Here is a 24,289-nt window from a genome sequence, read left to right on the forward strand (position 1 = left end):
AGCATCATGGGGTAAGTGACCCAGGATGCTCTATTTGCGCTGAACGGTTACTTCGTAGCTTTCCAAGCATCAATTTGCTTTTGCATTTCAGCAATGATCTTATCGGATCCAGCCGTTTTAAGTTTCGCTACAAATTCGTTGTACTTCTCTTCTGTTGTTACACCTAAGTCAATCGCTCTCGCATACTCGTCAAACACTGCGCTAGTTTTTCCGATTTCAGCTTTAACGGGCTCAGCATCAAAGGAGAATCCTAACAACTTGGAAGGGACGGCTGAAGCATTTACTTTTTTCGTATCTTCCCAGACTGTTTTAGGCATCCCTTTTTCAACATTAGCTAGATAATTGGAAGCGAACATCCAGGGTACATTCGGGTTATATCCCTTTTGGCCATCTCCTGGAATCATGAAGCCATCCGCATCGATTTTGAAGTGTTTATCTTTTACACCGAAGTTCAAGAGATTGTAGAGATCCTTATCTGTGTTCAAAAGCTCAAGCAGCATCATGGCTCTTTCTGGGTTCTTAGAATTTCTATTGATAGCATGCATAGTTGCGATGATTCCGCCTGTTGTCAGATGTGCGGTTCCGGCAGGCACTTCAACATAAGGTTCTCCACCTAATGAACTGCTAAGGTTTTCACCGCCAGGCTTAAAGGCTCCCCCGATATTCAATACCCATTTGCCCGCTTTGCCATCCGTCCAATCATCCGTTTTCTTGGAAATCCGCTCTTTGGAGTTCAAATATCCTTTTGCATTCCAATCTCTCATCGTAGCTGCGAACTTTTTCACTTGAGCGCTTTCGAACTGATTGATGACTTTAAGATTGGCATCAGAATATTCTACAGCACCAGGAACGTTGATACCTGCGATGGTTTCAAAGGTAAAAGCATCCGTGAATTGCACCATACCTGAAATAAATGATTTCTGCGGATTGTCTTTAATGACACTTTGAATGAATGGCTCTAAAAGGTTTAAAGAGTCAGCATTAATTTTTCCACTGATGGCATTGAGATCAAGCTTATATTTATCGGCGAGTGCTTTCGGGATCATGACAGATGGTGTTCTGGCAGAAATTTGTTCATTTACAAATCCGTAAATTTTTCCTTTTACTTTTGTTGCATCCCAGAATGTCTTCGGTACAGAAGCGAATGATTTCGGCGCATATTTAGCGAGCAAGTCATCAAGAGGTAAAAATGCCCCTTTGGCTACGTTTTGCGTATAATTGTTAATCCAGTTTGCAGTAAATGCAAGATCGTAGGGCTCGCCTGAAGCAATAACGACTTGCATTTTTTGATCATACTCACCGAAACCTATTGGTTTAAAATCAACCGTCGCATTGATCTTTGATTTCAAAACTTTATTCACTTCAGCAAAAACTTGATCCTGTTCAGCTTGCGGAAAATTGCCTGGGAAATACCATGTTAGTTTAACCTCGGGAAGGGCAGCGGGTGTAGTTGCAGTTGCAGCAGTAGTCCCGGTTGGTGTCACCGATGGGCTTGCAGATGGTGTGGGGCTGCTTCCACAAGCGGTTACCAGCATGCTGGATATGAGAAGGATCGAGCTAACGGTCATGCCTGCTTTTCCTAATCTGAATCCTTTTAACATGTCTTAAATCCTCCCTTTTCGTAAAGCTTTGTTATATCTTAAAATGGACTTGGATCCATGTTTAAGCTATCCTTTGACTGCACCAACCGTGAGGCCCTTTACAAAGTACTTTTGAAAAAAAGGAAAGACAACAAGCATAGGACCAGCCGCTAATATAGCCATAGCCATACGGGCTGATTCGGAGGGAAGAACCGTGTTCTTAACCCCCGGAGGAATCTGGTTGGTTGAATTTGTAAGGAATTGAATATTGTTCATCATTCTATAAAGCATGAATTGTAAGGGAACTAAACTTTCTTTCTCGATATAAAGTAGGCTTAGCCACCAGTCATTCCAATAGTGCAGCAGCATGAATAGCGCTACTGTGGCAAGACCTGGTTTGGAAAGCGGGAGTATAATTTGAATGAAAATACGCAGTTCACTAGCGCCGTCGATCATGCAGGATTCGATTAGGCTATGGGGGATCTTTTGCATAAATGAACGTAAAATTAAGATGAACCAGGGAATGGCCAAGTAAGGGAGAATTAATACCCAGACCGTATTTTTTAAATGCAAATAGTTGGACATTAAAATGTAAGTAGGAACTAAACCGCCATTGAACAGCATGGTGAAAAACACATAAAAGCTAAGTGAGTTTTTGAACTTATAATCTTCTCGTGACAACACGTAGGAGATACCTGCCATCACCATTATTGAAATAAATGTACCGAAGAAGCTGACAAATAAGGAGATTTTAAAAGCATTTAACAGTTGTTTTGGTTGATAGAGAATATATTGATAAGCTGTTATATCAAAGATCTTGGGGATTAAGCGATAGCCATTCTTGATGATGTCAACTTCACTGCTCAGTGAAACTGAGATGATGGAAATCAGAGGGATTATACAGCAGAGACCAAATAATACGAATAAGGAGTTGATCAGGATTTGCGGTAAAATTTTCTTAAGTAACAACAGCTCACCTCCTAGAATAGTTTGTTTTCGTCATTAACTCGTCTAACAATATAATTACTCAATAAGACGATAGCGAATCCCATTGTGGATTGAAACAGACCTACTGCAGAAGACATTCCGATATCACCGGAAACCTTGAGCATGCGATAGACATACGTATCAATAACTTGCGTAACGGGAAATAGCTGACCAATTTCTCGAGGTATGAAGAAGAATAATCCGAAATCAGAGTAAAATATTTTCCCAATGGAAAGCAACGTCATGATCGTGATTAAGGGCATTAGCAAAGGAATTGTGATGTTGCGAATCATTTGGTATTTGGATGCGCCATCAATGGCTGCAGCTTCAAAATACTCTTGTGATATCCCTAAAATACCAGCGTAAAAAATAATACTGACATAGCCAATGCCTTTCCAAATATTAATGAGTGTTAATAGGAAAGGCCAAACCCATGTATGGGTGTAAAAATCAAAGCTGCCAAGTCCTGTTTTCTCCATCCAAGATGTAATAACACCGTAGGGTCCAATAAATGAATAGGTCATGTAAGCTACAATGATCCAAGAGAAGAAATAGGGGAAGAAAAAGATAGTTTGATACGTTTTTAACAACGTTCGGCTTATGACTTCATTTAAGAGAATAGCGAACACAACAGAAAGGAAAGTACCAACGGCAATAAACACGATATTGTAAGCCAGTGTATTTCGCACAACAAGCCATGCGTCATTAGATGTAAAGAAGAATTTGAAATTGTCAAACCCAACCCAAGGACTGTGGAAGATGCCATCTATATAATTGATGTTCTTAAAAGCAATAAAGATGCCACCCATGGGAAGATAGGAAAAGACGAAGATAATAAGGATAGCTGGAAGCGCTAACAAAGTGAGATGGAAATTCTTTTTAAAATGGCGAGAAGGTGCAATTTTTTTGCTCATTTAGGATGAACTCCTTTGACCAGATTCGATACCTTAATCGTAACATTGACATGAAAAAGTACAATTTCTTATATGATTTATGAGTACGATTTGGAGCAAATGAGAAGTTCTCAATTCATGTTTTTGTTCTGAAAATGGGCAATTTATTCAGTCATACGTTTTGATGGATTCGTTTTCATTTGATTTGTGTTACTCTTTGGGTAGAGGAGTTGTTGAAATGCTCAAGACATTTATTCTAAAAAATCCGTTTCAGCTTTTCCTAACGATTCTTTTACCCTTCTTATTAAGCACATTGGTGCTTCTTTTTGTACAATCCTCCTTCTTAAGCCGGAACTTCGAGAATTTCGCTCTGGATATGGTCTATAATCAACAAAAAACAGACCTCCAAAACACGAGTAGAAATGTAAGCGTTATCGCTCAATCGGCCAAGTCCGTCTCAACTACCGCTTTTTTCGATGATACCATTAAAGACCTCCTATATTCGGATGTTCCTTCTGATGGTTTTGCTAAATATCAGCTCAAATTGGAAGCGTATAAAAATATATATCCCTTTCTTAAATCTATTTATATTTATAATGGCAAAAGAATGCATGCGATTCCAAGCACCGGTTTTATTTATGATCGCTCCACCTTTATGGATAAAGGGATATTTCCTATTCTAGATGACATAGAGCATCATAAATCGCATAGCATGGTGCTGAGGCGAATTCCTAACGTCCTATATGGGATAGCCTCTGATGAGAAAGAAATTTATGTGTATTCGTATCTCTTCTTTGACTCTCAAGTCTCAAGCGGAAAAGTAAGCGAAGCCATCATTCTTAATATTTCGGAAGAAGCGGTTAGTAAAAGTATTAACTCTTCGGATCATAAAAATGAAAATCGTATTTTTATCGTTAATCGGGATGGGCAGCTGATGTCCAAAGATCATAAACATCCATTGCTTAGTGACCTTAATGGCGATGACTATATTAAAATCATTAATTCCTCGAGGGAACCAAGTGGAACCTTGCACATGGATGTCGAGGGTGTAGATTCATTTATTACCTATGCAGCCACAGATGCTTTTGATTGGAAATTAATCAGCATTACACCGTACCAAGACATTGTTCAAGATGTACAGAAAATGAGGAAAAAGACATACCTCCTTGTACTTTGTTTTATTATTGGAAGCATCTTATTATCCTTTTATTTTTCCAGAAGGCTGTACGCCCCGATCCTTTTGGTTATTCAAAACTTCAAGGTTTTGGAGTCAGAGAAGCGAAATGAATTCTACTATAGAAAACAAAACTTTTTAAGGAAAATGGTACTCTCTGGCGATATCATCTCTGGGGATACCCTGCACTCTCGATTTCATACCTATAAAGTAGATCTCGAACCTTCAGATTCCTATTTGATTCTATTAGTGAAAATAGATCGATTTGCTGAATTATGTGCGAAGTATAGTCTTGGTGATCGAAACTTACTGAAATTCGGTATGGTTAATATTATTTGGGAATTGGTTTCAAAGGCTTATAAACATGAATGTATCGAGATCGAGGAAGATCAAATTCTAGTACTGATCCAATACAGATCAGATGCTTTATACCCTTCAGAGAACGAATTGCTCGTCTCCCTTGCGAAAGAGATTCAACAGAACACACAACAGTTTTTACATATTGGGACATCCATTACCTTTGGCGAAGTATTTGAGACTTTATATCCGCTCAACTTTCAATATTTAAAAACACTTGATTTATCGTATTACAGATTGATCTTGGGTCACCAGTGTATCATCTTTCATGAGAAGATAAAGTATGTGACAGAAGATTTCAAATATCCGCAGGAGCTTGAGAAAGAACTGACAGATACGCTAATTCAAGGGCAGTTCATGGAGGCTAAACATGCCTTATCCAACATGATTGGAAGTGCTTCTAAGTATAGTTTTACAATTCTTAATTCAGTACTTATTCGTATGCTGTTGTCCATTCGTTACGCGATTGAAGTGGTAGAAGCGAATCAATCCATTAAAGTTAATTTCAATTTCAACACCTATCTGGCTAATCTTCAAAAGATGGAAACGTTAGAAGACATTCAAGCCGATTTTTATCATTTGTTTGAGAATCTATCCATGGAGTTGGAATCCAAGAAAGATAATAAATACATCAAGTTGCTTGAAGACGTGAATCAAATCATACAAAAGGATTTTGCAAATCTAGCTTTATCCTTGGATACCATTGCGGAAAAAGTGAATTTATCACCCTCCTATCTAGGGAAATTGTATAAAAAGCACCGACTCATCTCTGTTACCGATTATATGAATAACGTACGACTTGCTTATGCAAGTGATCAGATTGCTTCAACCGAAGAGACCATCAATGACATTATGGAAAAGTCAGGGTTCACAAGTCGCAGTCATTTTTTCACACTATTTAAGAAAGCTTATGGCGTGACACCTAATCAGTATAGAAGTAATGCCAAAAGTCAAACAAGTTGAGAGGAAAGAGGTGAGGAAGATGGAGTATACAGATTTCGGGAATACAGGGCTAAAGGTGTCTGCATTAGGTTTGGGCGGCGCTCCACTTGCCGGTGATTTTGGTGAAACGGATGAAGCTGAAGTGCAGGCTCTCATTCATGAAGCGCTTGATTCAGGGATTAATTTCATTGATACAGCTCCTAAATATGGAAGCGGGGAATCCGAGCGTCGTATCGGTAAAGCGCTTAAAGGACGTCGAGATCAAGTTATTCTTGCGTCCAAAGCAACGCGATTTGACATGAGCTATGATTATGACACGACAATTCGTTCTGTGGAAGATAGCTTACAGAGGCTGCAAATGGATTATATTGATATTTTACAAATTCACGATGTGGAAACGCAGTCCTATGATCTAATTACGAATGAGACAATTCCCGCATTGGAGAAGTTAAGGCAGGACGGTAAGATCCGTTTTCTGGGTGCGTCGACAAGGAACTTACCTTTACTTATGAGCTATATGCTGACGGATCGGTTTGATTTGATTCAATTTTACGCGCGGTACATGCTTATCGATCACACGGCTAAAGATGAAGTTATTCCGTTGGCAAAAAGGAAAAATATGGGCGTTATCAATGGAAGTGTCCTCGGGCTTGGCATGCTTGCGGATGCTCCGGCACATTTTCTAGAAGAGGATGTTCGTATAAAATCCCTTGATCGGATTGCGAAGTTAGCGTTCTTGCGAAAAACGGAGCCGTTTGGACTCATCGAGCCTGCGATGAGATTTAGCTTAAGCAATCCGGATATTCATGTAACATTAACGGGGATATCTTCGCGGAGCACACTTCGTACAAATCTGTCTTTCTGTGATGGAAAAGGGTTAGAGGCCGAAGCGCAGCAACAGATATTTGACTTATTTCAAGGGCAGCCATTGTTTGAATAAGTGAGTACGAAAGGGGAAGCGTGAAATGACAGCATCTCATCATGATAAATCAATGCCATTTGTCCGTGCATCTGGACGTGTGACGCCGCCGCAGTGGGCGATGCAGGAGCAGCTTCTTTTTGAAACTTTGAATCGTGCAGCTAAGGAATTCGTGGCAAGATATACGCATCCGGACGGTACGCTCATTTGGTTTGAGCATTGGCCAGGGATGGACGGCTCCGATGACCCTTATGAAGGCTTTATGAATTTGGCACTCTTATATGTAATTGGAGGAAGCAGCGAGCTGCATGAAATATCCCGTAAAATATGGGATGGTATTACTTGGCAGTGGACCGAGTACGGGCAAATCCACCGAGAATTTGATGCTTATTATGACTGGATGCATCATGGTGAGGGGTACTTGTATCTTTATTTCTTAGGTTTGGCAGGGCCATCAACACTCAAGGATCGCCTACGTGCGATAAATTTTGCGGCGATGTATACAGGAGATGACCCGGATGCTCCAAACTATGATAAACAATTGAAGCTGATTCGATCCCCATTGAATGGAAGTAAAGGCCCACGGTTCGAAGTGTCTAAAGAGGATTGGAGTACGCACCGCGGTATCTTGGATGATTACTTAGCTCCTTATGAAGACATTCCAGGCGTGGACTTCCACAGTCTCAAATGCCAATGGAGCGATGATGAGGTCTATCAACATTTGATTACGATGATGAATGAGCGAATGAATCGCGGTGATGTGCCGCTAAATTTGAATGCGACCGGGTTAATTACCCACGCATTTCTGCATACCGGAGACGAGAGCTTGAAGAGCTGGGTGATTGACTATGTGAATGCCTGGGAAGAGCGAGCTCGGTTGAATGGCGGGATTATTCCGGACAATGTTGGGCTGAATGGAGATATCGGGGAATACAATGAGGGCAAATGGTGGGGCGGCTACTATGGTTGGAGATGGCCTCATGGGTTTATGACGATTATTGAGCCAATTACGAACGCTTGCATGAATAGGGTCTTGCTCACGGGTGACTTCAATGGGCTGCAGTTGGCCAGGGAACAACTGGACCAAAACTGGGAGCTCCGCATAGAACAGGATGGCAAATGGGTTGTACCTTACAAGTATTTTGACAGCGGTTGGTCCGATTATCGCGAGGCAACACCTCAGTATCCGGTCTACCTATGGTCCATGTCCATGGCGGATGAGGATTTGGAGCGAATTGAACGCATCCCGAAAGATCATGATTGGAATGAGGTTATCGTTCCGGGCTTCTCTGGCAAAGACCCCAAAACAGGTAGAGGGACGAAACACTATATCGGCAATACGCAGCCGTGGTATCAATACATTCGCGGACTTTTGCCAGATTATCCCGAGCGAATATTAGCAGCGAATTACACGATGATTGGCAATCAACTAGCCAAAATGCGTTCACCAGAAGGAGACCCCTACAGTTGGACAGAGCATTTCAACGAAGGCATATACTCCGCCATACACATCTGGCAGGAAATGTGTCCGTTATATTTTGAAGGCCTTGTACAGCTAACGCTAGGCGGACCTATGCACATCTCCCATGGGGGTTTGCAACATGGGCGCGTTCGATATTTTGATGCTGAAGAGAAGAGACCGGGATTGCCATCTGGCATATCTGCCCTGGTGGAGAAGCTTACGCAGGATTCAGTGACCGTTCAGTTGGTTAATACGAATCCTTTTGATGACAAGGAGCTCATTATCCAGGCTGGTGTTTTTGGCGAACATCGATTTGTGATCGCGGAGATTATTAATGAAGACGGTGAAATGACAGGAACAGTGGAGGTGAATGGGAAGTGGTTGTTTGTTTCTCTGCCAGCTGGAACAGGAATCACATTACGCATCTCGATGGATCGCTACGTAAATAGCCCAACATATGATTTGCCATGGCCGAATCCTCGTACCCCATCTGGTATCGTAGGGCGAGGAAAATAAGAAAAAACGGACAACAGATACACGTGTTGTCCGTTTTTTCTTGCTTAAATAAATGTTGTAAACGAACATTTAGTGTTATAAAATAACATTAACTATGAGAGAGGTGATCCGTAAAATGTCAGTACAACCAAGACTCAACCGGATGTTCAGCAAGCAGGGCAAGTGCTTTGATGTGGCGATTGATCATGGCTTTTTTAACGAAATGAGTTTCTTGTCCGGCATTGAAAATATGAAGCAAGCGATTGAAACGATTGTGGACGCAGCGCCGAATTGTATTCAACTCAGTATCGGTCAAGCGAAGCATCTCCAATCGATCCCAGGAAGCCAGAAACCAGGACTGGTTCTTCGCACTGATGCAGCGAACATTTATGGGAATACACTTCCGCGTTATGTGTTTAGTGAACTGATTCATCAGGCTATCGAGCAAGCCGTTCGTTTGGATGCAGTGTCGGTTTGCGTTAATTTGCTCCTGCTGCCTAACCAGCCAGAGCTTCATTATCAATGTGTTCAAAACATTTCACGCCTCAAAACAGAATGTGAAAAGTATGGCATGCCGCTGATGGTGGAGCCGCTCGTCATGCTGGCTAACGAAGCTAAAGGCGGTTATATGGTAGATGGCGATATTACGAAGATTCTTCCGCTCGTTAGACAGGCGGTTGAGCTTGGTGCCGATGTCATCAAAGCAGATCCGTGTGATCACGTAGAGGAATATTCCCGTGTTATTGAGATCGCTTCCAGTACTCCTGTCTTGGTGCGCGGGGGTGGCCGTGCAAGTGATGAAGAAATCATGACGCGTACGGTTGCATTGATGAAGCAAGGCGCGTCGGGCATCGTATATGGACGCAATGTGATTCAACATCCGAATCCCGCAGGGATGACCAAGGCGTTAATGTCAATTGTTCATCATGGCGCAACGGCCGAGCAAGCGCTTGCTCAGTTATCCGTTTAGTCCGTATACCGAGAAGGAGGATGTACGCATGTCTAAAACGATTATTCGCTTTGGCGTCATTGGCTGTGGACTCATGGGCAAGGAGTTCGCAAGCGCGGCTGCCCGTTGGTGTCATTTGTCAGGGGTAGATTTTGCGCCGAAGATTATAGCTGTATGTGATGCGAATGCTTCTGCTACTCAGTGGTTTCAAGAGAATATCCCTGGTGTAGAAGCTGCTTATACGGACTACCAAGAAATGCTGGCGAATCCTGATGTGGACGCAATTTACTGTGCCGTTCCGCACAATCTGCATGCTCAAATCTATATCGATATCATCAAATCTGGCAAACATTTGTTAGGGGAGAAGCCATTCGGAATGGATCAGGAGGCGAACACGCTTATCCAGCAAGCCATTCAAGAGAATCCTCATGTTATCGTCAGATGCTCTTCGGAGTTCCCATTTTTCCCAGGGGCTGCGCAAATTGCGGCATGGGTGCAAGAGAATAAGTTCGGGAGAATCATTGAAGTGGAGGCCGGCTTTTGGCACTCCAGCGATTTGGATCCAACGAAACCGATTAATTGGAAAAGGCAAATCGCCACGAATGGCGAATATGGATGCATGGGAGATTTAGGCATGCATGTCCTGCATTTGCCGATGCGTTTTGGGTGGAAGCCCCAATCGGTGAGGGCGCTCTTGTCCAAGATTGTGCCGCAGCGGCCTGACAGCAGCGGAACTATGGTGCCATGTGAAACGTGGGATAATGCGATTCTGGCCTGTGATGTACAGACTGAGAGCCAACAATTTCCAATGGTGCTATCGATGAAACGAATTGCCCCAGGCCATGCCAATACGTGGTTTATTCGGATTACGGGCACAGCGTTTTCTGCTGAATTCACGACTAAAAATCCGAAGCAAGTGGCCTTCTTACCCTATACCCCAGGAGGGGTTCAAGCGTGGCATGTGATGGATATGCCATATAAATCAGCTTACACGACGATTACTGGGGGCATTTTCGAATTTGGCTTCTCGGATTCGATTCTTCAAATGTGGGCTGCGTTCTGCGATGAGCTGGTTCACAAAGAAGCCATGAAACAATCGTTTCATTGCGCGACCCCAGAGGAAGCGGCGGATAGCCATACCCTTTTTACCGCAGCCTTGGCATCACATCGAACAGGTCAAACGATACCGATTGACTGGAGGAACTAAAGTTGTCCAAGATGAATCAAGCGGAAGTAATCGTAGCTGGACATATTTGTTTGGATATTATCCCAGCGATTCATGGCGGGCATACGGCGCTGGATTCCTTATTTGTACCGGGAAAGCTGGTTGAAGTTGGCAAAGCAGTGATCTCTACAGGAGGCGCTGTTTCCAACACGGGGATCGCGCTTCATCGTCTAGGCAGCAAGGTTAGTCTCATGGGCAAAGTGGGCAATGATTTATTCGGCGATGCGATCCTAGCGAAACTGGGAGAACATGATCCAGCGTTAGCAGAGAACATGATTATAGCTTCAGGGGAAAACAGCTCTTATTCGATCGTAATTAGTCCGCCGCAGACGGACCGCATTTTTTTGCATGCGACGGGTGCTAACGATACTTACACTGCGGCTGACCTCCCTATCGAACAGCTGCAAGGAGCGCGGCTATTTCATTTTGGCTATCCCCCACTCATGCGCAGCATGTATCAGAATAACGGGGATGAGCTGGTTATGCTGCTGAAAAAGGTGAAGCGTGAAGGGCTGACCGTGTCCCTTGATCTTGCGAAGCCTGATCCTGCGTCAGAAGCTGGCCGTGCGGATTGGCGAAGCATTTTAACCAAAGCACTTCCTTATGTGGATGTGTTTCTGCCTAGCTTTGAAGAGATCGTCTACATGCTCCATCGAGAACGATATGAGCAATGGATTCAGGAATCAGGCTCGGGAGATTTACTCCCTTATGCAACAGGAGAATTCCTGGCTGAGGTAGCGGACGAACTGATGGATATGGGCGTGGCAATCGTCGGATTAAAGCTAGGTGATCATGGTCTATATGTGCGTACGACAGGGGAAGAAGCTCGATTATTGGCCATGGGAAAATGTTCACCTACAGAACCCATACGTGAGAATTGGCTGGATAACGAAATGCTTTCAACGTGTTATCAAGTCGACGTTGTTGGCACAACGGGGGCTGGTGATTGCACGATTGCGGGATTTTTATATAGTTTCTTAAAAGGTATGGGGCTGGAGCAAGTTCTGCAAACCGCCGTAGGAGTCGGTGCATGTAATGTGGAGCAGGCCGATGCAATCAGTGGAATTCGCTCGGGTTCCGAGGTCTGGGAACGCATCAATAACGGTTGGGCTAAGCGCGAGATGAAGCTAAGCTTACCGAATTGGGTCTTGAATGAGCAGATGATTTGGATAGGTCCGCATCACCAAAAATGCCAGAGGAGCCGATAGCCGATGAAAAGAAGCCAAATTCGTCAAGCGCAGGAACGCACGGCACAAATTTTGCAATTGAGTGGAATTGTGTTAACGGCAGATGAAATTCGAAACATTGAAGTTGCTGGATTTGGGCTCGATCAATTGGACATTCAAGGTCTAGAATTGATAACCTATGTGAATACAGATCGATATTGCGCAAAGGAATTAGTCCTCTTCCCGAGGCAGACTTGTCCTGAACATGTGCATCCTCCAGTAGGAAACGATCCCGGTAAAATGGAAACGTTTCGCTGCCGCTCAGGACGGGTATGGCTGTACGTGGAGGGAGAAGCGCCTGCTGTCATTCAAGCAGAAGTTCCAGCCGGGAGCGAGGCGTACTATACGGTGTTCCACGAGATTGAACTGCTCCCAGGCGAGCAGTATACGATTGCGCCTGGCACGAAGCATTGGTTTCAAGCAGGGGATCAAGGCGCGGTCGTCTCTGAATTTTCCAGCACCAGTCGTGATGAGTTTGACATCTTTACCGACCCGCGCGTTGAACGGATGCCGCGTATTGAGGAAGATTAGTAACATCGATAATGAACATGGAGGCTTTCAACATGCACAACCCGCTCAATCAACGACAGCAGCAAATATTGGATCGCATGGCTGTCGATGGTGAAGTCAAAATGGCCGAGCTCAAAGAAATGTTCGACGTCACCGAGATGACCCTGCGCCGAGATATGGAGAAGCTGGAGCAGTGGGGGCATATTAAACGAACGTTTGGCGGCGCGATATTAGTCGGCAACGATATTACACTGCAGGAGCGGACCGGCGTCTTTATCGACGAAAAAATAAGGATTGGAAAACTAGCCGCGCAGCGGGTTCAGCCTGGGGAGTCGATCTTCCTTGACGGGGGATCGACAACGCTTCAGGTGGCTAGGTTTATACCAGCGAACCAGAATATAACGGTTGTGACCAATGCCCTTAATATTGCTGCTGAGCTGCAAGGAAAGCAGATCTCGACGATCGTGATCGGCGGCATGCTGATGGACCAAACGTCCACGTTGGTAGGTCCAGTAGCGACGCAGGCTTTGGAGCAAATGGCCTTCAATCGCGCTTTCATCGGCACAACGGGAGTGAGCTTGAAGCACGGCTTCAGCAACTCAAACATGCACGAGTCGGAGATTAAACGTCTTGCTATCCAACGAGCTTCTGAAGTGAATGTCGTGATGGATCATTCTAAGTTTGGCAGGCAGGATTTATTCTCCTTCGCCAGCCTAAAAGCGGTTGACCGCATCATGACGGATCAAATGCCGGATCAAGCGTTTGCGGAAGCCTGCAAGGAAGAAGCAGTAAACATTGTGACAAGCATCTAATTCAAGTGATCTTCTAAGAAAAAGCCGTCAACTTTGCTGCAGCAAGCGTTAACGGCTTACTCATTATTTTCCACGTAATAATTTGTTCTTCCGAGTACCGGAAACTCATAAATTCTTATGTGGTAAAGAAGACGAGATAGAAAATTATATAGATGTAAGGCGGGGTGTCATGATCATTCGAACTAGGTTTCCTGTCAAAACAATGTTTGCCAAGTTTTTCTTTGCCTATCTCCTCTTGTTAACGCTTGCAATAGCAGGTATTTCCATTTGGTTGTTCCACATTTTTTCAAACAGCGCGATTCGCCAAATCAATGAGCTCTCAGAGCGAACATTGATGCAAGGCCAGAATTCTACCGAATATCTGCTGAACCAAGCCATGCAAGTTTCCTCACAGCTTTCCTTCGAATATCCGATCATACAACAAATGAATACGGCTGTGAGTGATCCGATTGTCGAAAATAATTCATTAAAAAAGCTGAACGACATCATCTTTATCAATGAAAGTATTTATTCGATCGGTATCTACAATGGGAACAATGCCTCTTTTTTGACAAGCGACTACCCGAATATCGATAACGAAGCGATAGCGTTGTTGAATAGTTCTGACCCCAAAACAAAAGTACGCCTAATCCCCCGAAAATTAAAGCTGATTGCTAGCAAGAATATAGAAGAAAATGTGTATTCCATTTTTTATTACAATCGAGATAAAACAACCAATGCCATTCTTAATGCGCTAATTGTCAATGTGAAAGAAGAAGCTGTTCGGAATGGTATTAACCCGGATGAAAGGTTGGATCAAGGTAACATTCTCATTGTAGATTCAGATGGCAAGATCATCTCGGATCCGACTGGCGGCGAATTTTTGAAGGACTACTCCACAGTAGGTTCTATCCAGAAGGTATTGACAGAGACGGGGACTAACAGTTTTGTTGATATTAGCTCAAGTGGTGAGAAAGTGTTGGTAACTCATAGTTTCTCTCAGAAACTAGGTTGGCATTTTCTTCATGTTGTTCCGTATCAAGCAGCAGTAACCAGCATTAGCAAACTTAGAAATACTGTAATTTGGGTAAGTTTGATCTTAATTGCTTTAAGCGGGATAGCCGCATTGTTTGTGAGCGGGAAGCTTTCATCGCCGTTACGCGGACTTGTTGAAGCTTTGGAGCTAATGAAAGAGAAATCAAAGAACAATCTGAAAGTCGATTATTTAAAAGAGGTGCTATATGGAGTGAAGGATCCGCAGCCTTACAGCGAACTCGATTTTTCAATGCGTGTTGATTTGCTTGAGGGTACGAGCATCCTGATCCTTCGAATTGATGAACTATTTGATACAACTACTTTAGAAGTGGAAGAGTTTTCTGAAGATAGTCACAAACAAATGAGGCTGACCTTACTGAATTTGATATATGAATTTATGTACCCGCACTATGCCTATGAATCCCTTGAAATCAATAAAGATGTTGTTCTGTTAATCAATGATGACAACGCTTTCAATAGTAAACAGCTGCTAGCGGGGATATTGTCGAGTCTACAAGAACAGTTCAAACATTCTATGGACGCCACTGTCACAGCTGCATGGGGGACATTCGTAAATGATTGTACGAAGTACCATGCCTCCTATCGAGCAGCGTTAGAAGCCGCAGATTATCGAATTGTGTACGGCTTAGGCAGCACGCTAATGTATGAAACAGTCTTTGCCAATTTCAAACATGAGTTTGAGTATCCGCAGCAGCCATTAAAAACGCTTTTGGACGCCATTAAGTTAGGCAAAGAGGAATTAATTGGGGGAGCATTGGATGATATTTTTAATGCTTTAAAAGAATGCCAGTTTGAATTGATTAAGCTAGCGGTCAATCATCTCTTGCTTACGGTGTTTATTACGACGGAGCTTTCGATTCATGATGTAAAAGATGATCTCCTCACAAACTTTAACAATGCAGTTAACAAACTGAGGAAATTGGAGACGTTAGAGCAGATGAAGCTTTGGTTTGCTCGATATATTCTTCATGACATGCAGCGAATTAAGGAGAAAAGAAAGCACCTCAATTCGGACCTCCTAGAGCGGATACGTGATTTCGTCGAATGCTGCTACGCTAATACGGAGCTGTCCGTTGAAATGGTTGCGAATCGATTTGACTATAATCCGATGTATTTTGGAAGGCTCTTCAAGGAGTTATTTAACCAATCCTTCTCCGAATACATCACGGAATTGCGATTAAATAGGTCAAAGACCTATTTGGAACAAGATCACATCGCCATCAAAGATGTTGGCATTAAAGTTGGCTTTAACAACCCGTCCTATTTCGTCACGTTATTCAAAAAACATACCGGCATGTCCCCGAGTGAATATCGAAATAAACTAAAAATCTGAAAGCTAAGTTCAGGGGAACGTTCCAGACCACATCCTTTTACATTAAGGAGTGGTCTTTTCATTACCACAAGTATGATTTTGCAACCCTGGTATGCAATTTATAGGCATAGAAGTATGCAAATATAAACCATGTATATTCTTTTAACTTCAACATTGGCTCAAATGCTTATAGACTAACGGTGTAAACAGCAAGCTGCAAGAGGCCGGGGAAAGGTGGAGAGCTAAATCAGAAAAAGAAGATTCATCGCCATTGAATTTTTGCTCGATATTTCAAAAAACAAAATACTATATCTGTTTATGTTGCCTGGGTTGTTGTACTTCATCTTGTTTGCTTATCTACCTATGGCCGGCATTATTGTTGCATTTAAGGATTACAAAGTAAATTTGGGCATCTTGGGTAGCAAATGGGTAGGGTTTGATAATTTTAAATTCCTATTCAGCAGCGATAAAGTGCTTCGAGTTACATGGAATACGGTATTCTTGAACTCGTTGTTTATCTTTTTCCAACAAGCAATTGCCGTCGTCACAGCGCTTTTTCTCAATGAAGTCAGTTCCAAGTGGTTCAAGAAAGTGACGCAATCTTTTATCTTTTTACCCTATTTCATCTCATGGATCGTCGTCAGCGTGTTTGCCTACAACTTGTTTGCTTCGGAAGGCGGTTTACTCAATAGTATTCTTGCATTTCTTCATATCCCAGAGGTTGCCTGGGGACAACGAGCGGATCTATGGCCGGGAATTCTCGTCTTATTCTCAATCTGGAAGTATGCAGGATTTCTGACTGTGATCTACATTGCCGCAATAACGAGCGTGAATACGGAGTATTTTGAATCCGCAGCAATGGATGGTGCTACGAAATTACAACAAATTCGGTATATTACGCTGCCCGTTATTTCTCCGACCATAACGATCATGGTGCTGTTGTCAGTCGGGAGGATTTTTTACGGAGATTTTGGGATGATCTATGCGCTTGTTGGTGATAATGCGAGTCTGTATGCAACAACGGATGTCATTGATACGTTTGTCTATCGCTCCTTACGAACCATTGGTGATGCAGGCATGTCTTCAGCGGCGGGACTATACCAGTCCGTGGTAGGATTTATTCTGGTGCTAGGATTCAATGCATTAGTCAAAAAGTACAGAAGCGAAGGCTCATTATTCTAACGACGTTTAGGAGATTGTGCATGAAAAATAACTATGTGCAGGATAAAATTGTGACTTACTTAGCCTATGTATTTTTAACCTTGTTGGCCTTGGTCTGCGTCATACCTTTCTTCATCATGTTCTCGGGTTCCATTACGGATGAGAAATATTTGCAGTTGCATGGTTACAGCATTCTTCCACATGTATTTTCCCTAAAGGCATACGCTTATATTTTCTCGGGACACTCTTCGATTGGAAAGGCGTATTGGGTGACTATTTTTGTAACCGTAGTTGGTACCGCTTTCAGTATGATCATAACGGGATTACTTGCTTATTCACTGTCCAGAAAAGAATTGAGATTTCGGAATAGCCTATCGTTTATTGTCTTCTTTACGATTCTTTTTAACGGGGGGCTCGTGCCATGGTATATCGTGACGACGAAATATTTGCATCTTGGCGATACGATTTGGGGACTCATTTTGCCCTACACGGTGAACGCGTGGAACATGTTTCTGCTGAGGAACTTTTTCTCGACGATTGACGATGCCATGTTGGAATCAGCAAGAATAGATGGTGCAAATGAAGTCAACATTTTGTTCAAAATCGTATTCCCACTTGCTTTGCCAGGCGTTATGACGGTCGGATTGTTCTATGCATTGCAGTATTGGAATGATTGGTGGCTTCCGCTGCTCTTGATTAATGATCAGAAGCTATATCCCGTACAGTACTTGCTGCGGATGGTCTTATCGAGTATGCAGTACATCTCATCAGGAGGTGTAGGCAGTACGTATGCGGCTTCAGCTGTACCAGCAGAATCGATCAAGATGGCGATTACGATTGTGACAATCGGGCCAATCATCTTTGTTTACCCCTTTGTGCAAAAATATTTTATCAAAGGCCTAACGGTTGGCGGCGTAAAAGGTTAGTTCAGAGATGCGATATATGCGGTTAATGACCGTTTATATAATTTGACCCCTATACCATAATAAATGGGAGGTTACAAACCATGTCAGGACAAAAGACGAAAGGTTCCAAGATATTGGTTTCCACGATGATGATTACCACGATGGCCACACTTGCAGCCTGTTCTTCCAATTCATCTGAATCTACTCCTGCACCAGCTACACCTGCCGCCAGCACGGTAACGAAAGCGACCGATGCGCCTGTCGCAACAGCAAAGCCAATTGACCCCGTTACCTTAAACATTGTGTTTCCTGGAGATCCGCAGCCTGATCAAGCGACTGTCAACGCAGCGATTGAGAAAGCAGTCAAGGATGAGCTGAATGTGAAACTCAATTATACGTACGTACCATGGGGCGATTATGCCACGAAAGTAAAAGTAATGACGTCTACGGGAGAAAATGTAGATATTCTCTGGACACATCCGGAGCTGTTAGCGCAATTGATCAGCTCTAATTCCGTCGCAGCTCTTGACGATGCTATCGCTAAGGTAGGCAAAGACTTAAAAGCGAATATTCCAGATTACTATTGGCCTGTTGTTCAAGTGAAGGGTAAAACATATGGTGTTCCAGCCGCCCAGATCGGTACCGCTGCCGGTTATGCTACTTTCACGGTTAGAAAAGATTTAAGAGAGAAATACGGTTTGCCGGAGATCAAGACATTAGATGATATGTTAGCCTTCTACGCAGCTGTGAAGAAAAATAATCCTGAAATTATACCGCTTAGCCAAGGTAACACTTCCTTTGATTTAAATTTCAAAGAAGAATTTGTGCGCGGATTGCCAAGCGGTGTTGGTATTGATATGAACACTATGAAGGCCGAGAATATGCTGGAAACGCCTGCTTACAAAAAAGGTCTGGATTTTCACAGGGAACTGTTCAACAAGGGGTATATTTCGAAGGATGTTCTATCCATCAAGGATTTCCGTGCCGCATTTGCCGCAGGTAAAGCCGCTTCCGTTATAGGAGATCTACCGGAGTACAATATCAATGCGCGGACGGTATCCGCTATTCCAGGTGCGCAAGTCGAATTCGTTCGAATTCAGATCACGCCAAAGGTATTTCAAGAGGTGACAACTTGGAACTACCAAAGTATTGCTGCAGGAAGCAAGAATATTGAGAGAGCGGTGGCATTCCTTAACTGGTTCCAAAAGAATCAGCAAAACTATGACCTCTTAACTTTGGGTGTTGAGGGCAAACATTATGTCATCAAAGACGGTGCGGTGAACTTCCCTGCTGGCGTTGATCCTGCTAAACCTCCTTACTTGCCATTTGAATGGATCTGGCAAAACCCGAAATATATGAAGTCCAAAGGTACGGATGTGAAGGGATTCTTTGAAGCTTATAAGGACTATGATAAAGATGTAACCTTGAGATTCCCTGCGATGGGCTTCCTCTTCGATACGAGCCCGATTAAAACAGAGGTAGCTTCCCTTGATAGCGTAAATGCTGAATATGGAACAGTCTTAAAAAGCGGTACTGCCGATGTAGATAAAGTGTTACCGCAATTTAAAGAAAAAATGAAACAGGCCGGCATTGATAAAGCGATAGCTGAAGTTCAGAAACAGCTGGATGCATTTATGGCTAGTAAAAAATAGGCATGGCACGATAATGAATCAGGCGGACAATCTGAGATTGATGACGGAATGTCCGTCTGATCTTGTTAAAGGAGATCGAACGATATGCCTCAAAAAATAGAAAAAGTCTATGTGATTTCGCACACCCATTGGGATCGCGAATGGTATCAGGATTTTCAAGGCTATCGCACAAGGCTTGTTTATTTGCTTGACGAGCTCATTGCGAAGATGGAGCAAGACGCGGCCTATCGCCATTTTATGCTGGACGGTCAGACGATTGTCTTGGACGATTATTTGGACATAAGACCAGAGAATAGAGAGAGGCTTCTCAAGCTTATTCAGAGCGGTCGAATTAGCATAGGTCCTTGGTATGTTATGCCCGATGAATTTCTAGTCAGTGGGGAGTCGTTGATACGAAATCTGCAAATTGGATACCGCCGATCGCGCTCTTTCGGCGTCGAACCGATGAAATCCGGGTATATCACCGATATTTTTGGTCACAATAGTCAGTTTCCACAAATCTTGCAAGGCTTCGGGATTAATAACGCTGTATTATTCCGTGGATTTTATGGCGATGCTGACGCATCGGAAATGTGGTGGGAAGGTGCTGATGGCAGCCAGGTATTGGGCCTTAAACTTGATGAGGACCGCTCGTACGGGGACTTTTTCTTTTTTATCCGGTGGCCGTTTGCGAATCGGGAGTTTCAGTATGATCGCGAGGAGCTGATCACGCGAGCGAAGGGGATGCTGGACTACAAATCCAACCGTGCTACAACCTCGATCATGGCTGGGTTTGACGGGGTTGATCATATCGAGATTGAACCCCATCTTCCATGGATATTGGAAACACTGAATACTGCAGATTTGGATGCCAAGTTCGAACATTGCTCGTTGGAAGCGTATGTTAGTGCTTTACGCGAGAAAATTGGTGAGCTCCGAGTTTATCAAGGTGAGCAAAGATCACCTGGGTATAACGGTGTAAATAATTGGGTGCTAGCTAATGTGCTTTCTTCTCGGATTCATTTAAAAATGAATAATCAGGCTTGTGAAGTTCTCCTTGAGAAATGGGCTGAACCGTGGGGCGTATTCACATCGCTGCAAGGTCGATCGTATCCCAAAACTTTTCTGACGAAAGCTTGGGAGTACTTGATTCAGAATCATCCGCATGATTCCATATGCGGCTGTTCGATCGATCAAGTGCATCGCGATATGATGTATCGCTTTGATCAGAGCAGACTTATCGCCGAAGGCATGGTGAGAGAGCAGCTCCTCTTTATATCCAACCATCACGGGTTAACTGATATCGATGGGGATCAAATAATCACGGTCTTCAATGCGACCCAGACCCCGATCGATGGCGTCATCGAGGTCGAATTCGCTATGCCTGCCATGTCAGATGCAGTCGCTACGATGTCTCACTTGGGCGGCACATCATTCCGTCTATATGACCATGAAGGAAATGAGATTCCTTATCAGCTGCTGGAGCTGCGTAAAAATAGTACGCGCATGTGGAGGCCGTATCGAGATATTCCTTATTCGGAGCAAGTGGATCGGTGCCGTATAGCCTTCCAAGCTAACGTTCCGTCATTTGGATATACGGTCTACGTAACTCACAAGACGCCGTTAACCAATCCTGGTCCTGGTGACTACTATGCCCCTACTCTTACGGCTCCTGTGCGTTTACTTGGATCCATGGGGATGAGCGCCAATACGTGGGAAAATGGACGATTGCGAGTGGAGGTCCGTCCGAACGGCACCATTGACGTAACGGATGTACAGACGGGACAGTGTTATTCAGGCCTGCTGCTCCTTGAGGATGAGGCCGATATCGGCGAGGGCTGGAATCATGTGAGTCCAGTAACGAACGAAGTATACACTTCCTATGGGTCGAGCGCACAAATATCCGTTGTCTATGACGGACCGCTGCAGACACGTATTCGTATCCGCACTTCAATCAAAGTCCCCCATGCCATTCATCCTCAGGAAACGAGAAGAAGTGAAGAGGTCGTCGCGATTGAAGTCACGACATTTCTGGAATTACGGAAGAATGATCCGATCCTACGATGCCGAACTGTGGTTAATAATACTGCGCGCGATCACCGCCTACGGCTGTTGTTTCCTTCGGGGCTGCAAACCGAGCATTTTCATACAAGTACACCGTTTGATTATGTGAAAAGGAACATTCAACCACCGGACTATTCGGGCTATATGGAAAAGGCGCGAGATGTGGTTCCACATCAAGGTATTCTTACCATCGATGATGGCAAATGTGGCTTAGCGATCTACAGCAAAGGGTTATATGAAACAGCAGTTCGCAATGATGAACCGAGAACGGTTGCACTGACGTTATTTCGCAGCACAGGTAAAGAAGTTCTCTCCGATGGCGGAGATGGCGGACAGCTGCTCACCGAGCTTGAATTTCATTACGGGATCAGTCCATTTACCGTAAGCGAGTCACATACATGTCGGATTTGGCAAGAACACCAGCAATTCGTTGCGGGAATTCGTTCAGTCGACAGAAAACTAGGGAAAGTTGTGTATGAATCGTTGCAGCGGCGGGAAGCGAATTTATCACTTAGTCATTCCTTTCTACAAGTAAGATCACCTGAGCTTCTCGTAAGTGCCATCAAGCTGTCCGAAGATCGAAACGATAGCTATGTAATCCGTCTTTTCAACATCTCGGAAGGATATGTAGAGGGATCAATCAAGTTTGATCGCAAGGTAGTAAGCGCTTATTACGTTAATTTGGATGAAGAATTGCTAAGTCAGGCTCCTTTCGCAGAGGATGTCGTATCCCTTGCAGCGAAGGCGAAGCAGATTATTAGCATCGAGATTTCATTTTAAAAAAAGAGGGTGCCCTAGACACTTTCATGGCTGGGGACACCCTCTATACGTTTACTCCTCTAAGTACTAAGCTTCTTTGATAATCTGGAACTTCGGCTTCACCTTCGTGAAATTTGGATTTTCTCCGCTGACCATCAAACCCATACCCCAATCAAAATGCTCCTGATTACTAGGGAAATCGCTCGCCTCCCGATATTGAAACAACACATTTCTTCGTGTTCTTTCACTTTTATTCGAGGATGATCCGTGAATCGTTAAGTAATTGAAGAACAATACATCGCCTGCTTCCGCTTCACAAGGTGTTCCCATATGAATCGGATATTCTTTGTGATTCAGGTAATGTGTGCCGATATGGGGTAAACTTCCTTCTTTATGAGAGCCCGGAATGACGCGCAGACAACCATTCTCTTCATCCGCGTGATCCAAATGAACACTAGCCGCGAGCATCGTATGATTCTCATGCGGGAAGTACGGGTAATCCTGATGCATCGGAAAGGCAGCCCCGTTTTCGGGCGGTTTGACTAACATTTTAGAATGATGTAGTTGAACGTTAGGCCCGATAATTTGTCTTAATACAGCGACCATATTGGGATGAATGACAGCTCGCATGAAGGCGGAATCGTGATAGTGAACATCGTGAAAACCTTTCAGAACAAGCTTCTTCAGCTCTTCAGCGGGCAGATAATCGCCTTGCCAAGCATCATTTCTATCTGCTTTCGCTTGCGCCGCACGAATAATAATCTTCTCCACGGCTTCTCTCATCTCAGCAACTTCCGCTGCATTGAAGACCCCTTTTACGAGCAAGTAGCCATTTTCTTTGTAAAAATCAACATCTTTGGATTGTATCATTGTTCCATGCCTCCATTTATAGTTGCTGTGAAAGCCGCTTTCTATTTATAATTATAGGAGGGAATGCCTCAAGAATCTTTTTCAACAGAGGACAACGTTTTGCACAATAAGGACATTTTACTGAAAAGGTGAAGCCATGTATCTGCATAAAGAAACATTTGCGATGCTGAATGAGTCAGTCAACGTGATCCAGGGAGCAGAAGCCTGCTTTAAGGTTCATTATTGGGGCGTGGATCCGTGTTTATTTGAAAATCAACCGCATAAGCATTCCTTTTTTGAAATCTGTTACATATTGGATGGAGAAGGGGAATATTCTGAAGAGGATGTCATTTATCCACTTCGTGCGGGTACACTTTTTTGTTCAAGGCCTGGCATTACCCACCAAATTCGAACGGAAAAAGGGTTAAACATTGTCTATATTGCTTTTGAGCTAGATGAGAGTTTAAGTGAAGATATAATGAAGGAAGCCTTTCATATGCTTGCGCTTGATGGTGAGGCCGTTATTTATGAGGCTAATGATCAACCAACGGCACAATTGTGGCGATCACTTCTCATCCGAGAAAGGCGGGGGAGTCTCCCATTTGCGGCTGTTCAGTCTGTGGCCTATGCATTGCTGGTTTCATTTCCAGCTACATTCGGTACACGTACTAAGTCACCTATCCTTCATCCTAAAAGTAAAAGCACACACGTCTTGATGCGGCGAGCCAAGCTTTATATTCGTGACAATCTCTCACAAGCGCTCCAGCTCAAAGATGTTGCTAACTATTTGAATGTATCGGAACGTCATCTCTCGCGTTTATTCTCTGAGGGCATTCATGAGAGCTTCACCAATTTCATCCGAAGTGAACGCATTCGCCAAGCCGCCCATCTCTTGCTGAGCAGTGATTTACCTATTAAAGAAATTGCGGAAATGACTGGATTTTCATCAGTTCATTATTTTACACGTACGTTCATATTGGAGAAAAAAATACCCCCTGGCCGATTCCGCCAGAAAGAAAAGCGATAGCATGTGGAACAATCT

Annotated in this window: 18 protein-coding genes; 14 read left to right on the top strand and 4 right to left on the bottom strand. The window is 43.6% G+C overall.

Translation table 11 applies throughout. The annotated features are described in order from the left end of the window. Positions 1 to 47: 47 nt before the first annotated feature. From AC58UX_RS03475 to AC58UX_RS03485, 3 genes are all read right to left on the bottom strand, one after another. Complete coding sequence (locus AC58UX_RS03475; RefSeq protein ID WP_497249697.1) at positions 48 to 1,601, bottom strand: ABC transporter substrate-binding protein; 1,554 nt, start codon at positions 1,599 to 1,601, stop codon at positions 48 to 50. A 66-nt stretch (positions 1,602 to 1,667) separates the two neighbouring features. Further along, the gene (locus AC58UX_RS03480) at positions 1,668 to 2,549 is read right to left on the bottom strand and encodes a carbohydrate ABC transporter permease (RefSeq protein ID WP_497249698.1); all 882 of its coding nucleotides are present in this window, start codon (positions 2,547 to 2,549) and stop codon (positions 1,668 to 1,670) included. An 11-nt stretch (positions 2,550 to 2,560) separates the two neighbouring features. Continuing rightward, positions 2,561 to 3,481 carry an ABC transporter permease gene (locus AC58UX_RS03485; RefSeq protein ID WP_497249699.1) on the bottom strand — a complete coding sequence of 307 codons (921 nt, stop codon included), beginning with the start codon at positions 3,479 to 3,481 and terminating at the stop codon, positions 2,561 to 2,563. 217 nt (positions 3,482 to 3,698) lie between these two features. On the opposite strand from AC58UX_RS03485, the gene AC58UX_RS03490 reads away from it, so the two are divergent. From AC58UX_RS03490 to AC58UX_RS03550, 13 genes are all read left to right on the top strand, one after another. Continuing rightward, positions 3,699 to 5,954 carry an AraC family transcriptional regulator gene (locus tag AC58UX_RS03490; RefSeq protein ID WP_497249700.1) on the top strand — a complete coding sequence of 752 codons (2,256 nt, stop codon included), beginning with the start codon at positions 3,699 to 3,701 and terminating at the stop codon, positions 5,952 to 5,954. A 19-nt stretch (positions 5,955 to 5,973) separates the two neighbouring features. After that, positions 5,974 to 6,873, top strand: coding sequence for an aldo/keto reductase (locus tag AC58UX_RS03495; protein ID WP_497249701.1), 900 nt, complete (start codon positions 5,974 to 5,976; stop codon positions 6,871 to 6,873). Positions 6,874 to 6,898: 25 nt separating this feature from the next. Beyond that, positions 6,899 to 8,830 (top strand): DUF8034 domain-containing protein, encoded by a 1,932-nt coding sequence (locus AC58UX_RS03500; protein ID WP_497249702.1) that lies wholly within the window; start codon positions 6,899 to 6,901, stop codon positions 8,828 to 8,830. 115 nt (positions 8,831 to 8,945) lie between these two features. Beyond that, positions 8,946 to 9,779: a class I fructose-bisphosphate aldolase gene (locus AC58UX_RS03505; RefSeq protein ID WP_497249703.1), complete on the top strand. Its 834-nt coding sequence runs from the start codon at positions 8,946 to 8,948 to the stop codon at positions 9,777 to 9,779. 28 nt (positions 9,780 to 9,807) lie between these two features. Further along, positions 9,808 to 10,965: a Gfo/Idh/MocA family protein gene (locus AC58UX_RS03510; protein WP_497249704.1), complete on the top strand. Its 1,158-nt coding sequence runs from the start codon at positions 9,808 to 9,810 to the stop codon at positions 10,963 to 10,965. Between the two features lie 11 nt (positions 10,966 to 10,976). After that, the gene (locus tag AC58UX_RS03515) at positions 10,977 to 12,191 is read left to right on the top strand and encodes a carbohydrate kinase family protein (protein WP_497250044.1); all 1,215 of its coding nucleotides are present in this window, start codon (positions 10,977 to 10,979) and stop codon (positions 12,189 to 12,191) included. Between the two features lie 3 nt (positions 12,192 to 12,194). Continuing rightward, positions 12,195 to 12,740 (top strand): D-lyxose/D-mannose family sugar isomerase, encoded by a 546-nt coding sequence (locus AC58UX_RS03520; protein WP_497249705.1) that lies wholly within the window; start codon positions 12,195 to 12,197, stop codon positions 12,738 to 12,740. Between the two features lie 32 nt (positions 12,741 to 12,772). Continuing rightward, complete coding sequence (locus tag AC58UX_RS03525; protein WP_497249706.1) at positions 12,773 to 13,531, top strand: DeoR/GlpR family DNA-binding transcription regulator; 759 nt, start codon at positions 12,773 to 12,775, stop codon at positions 13,529 to 13,531. Positions 13,532 to 13,700: 169 nt separating this feature from the next. After that, positions 13,701 to 15,899, top strand: coding sequence for a helix-turn-helix domain-containing protein (locus AC58UX_RS03530; RefSeq protein ID WP_497249707.1), 2,199 nt, complete (start codon positions 13,701 to 13,703; stop codon positions 15,897 to 15,899). A 342-nt stretch (positions 15,900 to 16,241) separates the two neighbouring features. Beyond that, complete coding sequence (locus AC58UX_RS03535) at positions 16,242 to 17,060, top strand: ABC transporter permease (protein ID WP_497249708.1); 819 nt, start codon at positions 16,242 to 16,244, stop codon at positions 17,058 to 17,060. A gap of 20 nt (positions 17,061 to 17,080) precedes the next feature. Then, positions 17,081 to 17,965, top strand: coding sequence for a carbohydrate ABC transporter permease (locus AC58UX_RS03540; RefSeq protein WP_497249709.1), 885 nt, complete (start codon positions 17,081 to 17,083; stop codon positions 17,963 to 17,965). An 80-nt stretch (positions 17,966 to 18,045) separates the two neighbouring features. After that, a complete protein-coding gene (locus AC58UX_RS03545; RefSeq protein WP_497249710.1) occupies positions 18,046 to 19,596 on the top strand; it encodes an ABC transporter substrate-binding protein in 1,551 nt (516 codons plus the stop codon). A gap of 84 nt (positions 19,597 to 19,680) precedes the next feature. Then, positions 19,681 to 22,419 (top strand): alpha-mannosidase, encoded by a 2,739-nt coding sequence (locus AC58UX_RS03550; protein ID WP_497249711.1) that lies wholly within the window; start codon positions 19,681 to 19,683, stop codon positions 22,417 to 22,419. Between the two features lie 66 nt (positions 22,420 to 22,485). On the opposite strand, the gene AC58UX_RS03555 is transcribed toward AC58UX_RS03550, so the two are convergent. Next, positions 22,486 to 23,268, bottom strand: coding sequence for a phytanoyl-CoA dioxygenase family protein (locus AC58UX_RS03555; protein WP_497249712.1), 783 nt, complete (start codon positions 23,266 to 23,268; stop codon positions 22,486 to 22,488). 136 nt (positions 23,269 to 23,404) lie between these two features. Between AC58UX_RS03555 and AC58UX_RS03560 the strand changes: the two genes are divergently transcribed. Continuing rightward, on the top strand, positions 23,405 to 24,274 hold the full coding sequence (locus tag AC58UX_RS03560; protein ID WP_497249713.1) for a helix-turn-helix domain-containing protein: 870 nt from the start codon (positions 23,405 to 23,407) through the stop codon (positions 24,272 to 24,274). Positions 24,275 to 24,289: the final 15 nt, after the last annotated feature.

It is taken from the genome of Paenibacillus sp. J22P90 (genome assembly GCF_059692195.1).

Excerpts from the sequence above, each read along its gene's own strand:
- AC58UX_RS03490 (WP_497249700.1), top strand. The coding sequence starts at position 3,699 with ATGCTCAAGACATTTATTCTAAAAAATCCGTTTCAGCTTTTCCTAACG.
- AC58UX_RS03505 (WP_497249703.1), top strand. The coding sequence starts at position 8,946 with ATGTCAGTACAACCAAGACTCAACCGGATGTTCAGCAAGCAGGGCAAG.
- AC58UX_RS03515 (WP_497250044.1), top strand. The coding sequence starts at position 10,977 with ATGAATCAAGCGGAAGTAATCGTAGCTGGACATATTTGTTTGGATATT.
- AC58UX_RS03530 (WP_497249707.1), top strand. The coding sequence starts at position 13,701 with ATGATCATTCGAACTAGGTTTCCTGTCAAAACAATGTTTGCCAAGTTT.
- AC58UX_RS03485 (WP_497249699.1), bottom strand. The coding sequence starts at position 3,481 with ATGAGCAAAAAAATTGCACCTTCTCGCCATTTTAAAAAGAATTTCCAT.
- AC58UX_RS03555 (WP_497249712.1), bottom strand. The coding sequence starts at position 23,268 with ATGATACAATCCAAAGATGTTGATTTTTACAAAGAAAATGGCTACTTG.
- AC58UX_RS03535 (WP_497249708.1), top strand. The coding sequence starts at position 16,242 with ATGGCCGGCATTATTGTTGCATTTAAGGATTACAAAGTAAATTTGGGC.
- AC58UX_RS03545 (WP_497249710.1), top strand. The coding sequence starts at position 18,046 with ATGTCAGGACAAAAGACGAAAGGTTCCAAGATATTGGTTTCCACGATG.
- AC58UX_RS03560 (WP_497249713.1), top strand. The coding sequence starts at position 23,405 with ATGTATCTGCATAAAGAAACATTTGCGATGCTGAATGAGTCAGTCAAC.
- AC58UX_RS03510 (WP_497249704.1), top strand. The coding sequence starts at position 9,808 with ATGTCTAAAACGATTATTCGCTTTGGCGTCATTGGCTGTGGACTCATG.
- AC58UX_RS03525 (WP_497249706.1), top strand. The coding sequence starts at position 12,773 with ATGCACAACCCGCTCAATCAACGACAGCAGCAAATATTGGATCGCATG.
- AC58UX_RS03540 (WP_497249709.1), top strand. The coding sequence starts at position 17,081 with ATGAAAAATAACTATGTGCAGGATAAAATTGTGACTTACTTAGCCTAT.
- AC58UX_RS03520 (WP_497249705.1), top strand. The coding sequence starts at position 12,195 with ATGAAAAGAAGCCAAATTCGTCAAGCGCAGGAACGCACGGCACAAATT.
- AC58UX_RS03475 (WP_497249697.1), bottom strand. The coding sequence starts at position 1,601 with ATGTTAAAAGGATTCAGATTAGGAAAAGCAGGCATGACCGTTAGCTCG.
- AC58UX_RS03550 (WP_497249711.1), top strand. The coding sequence starts at position 19,681 with ATGCCTCAAAAAATAGAAAAAGTCTATGTGATTTCGCACACCCATTGG.
- AC58UX_RS03495 (WP_497249701.1), top strand. The coding sequence starts at position 5,974 with ATGGAGTATACAGATTTCGGGAATACAGGGCTAAAGGTGTCTGCATTA.
- AC58UX_RS03500 (WP_497249702.1), top strand. The coding sequence starts at position 6,899 with ATGACAGCATCTCATCATGATAAATCAATGCCATTTGTCCGTGCATCT.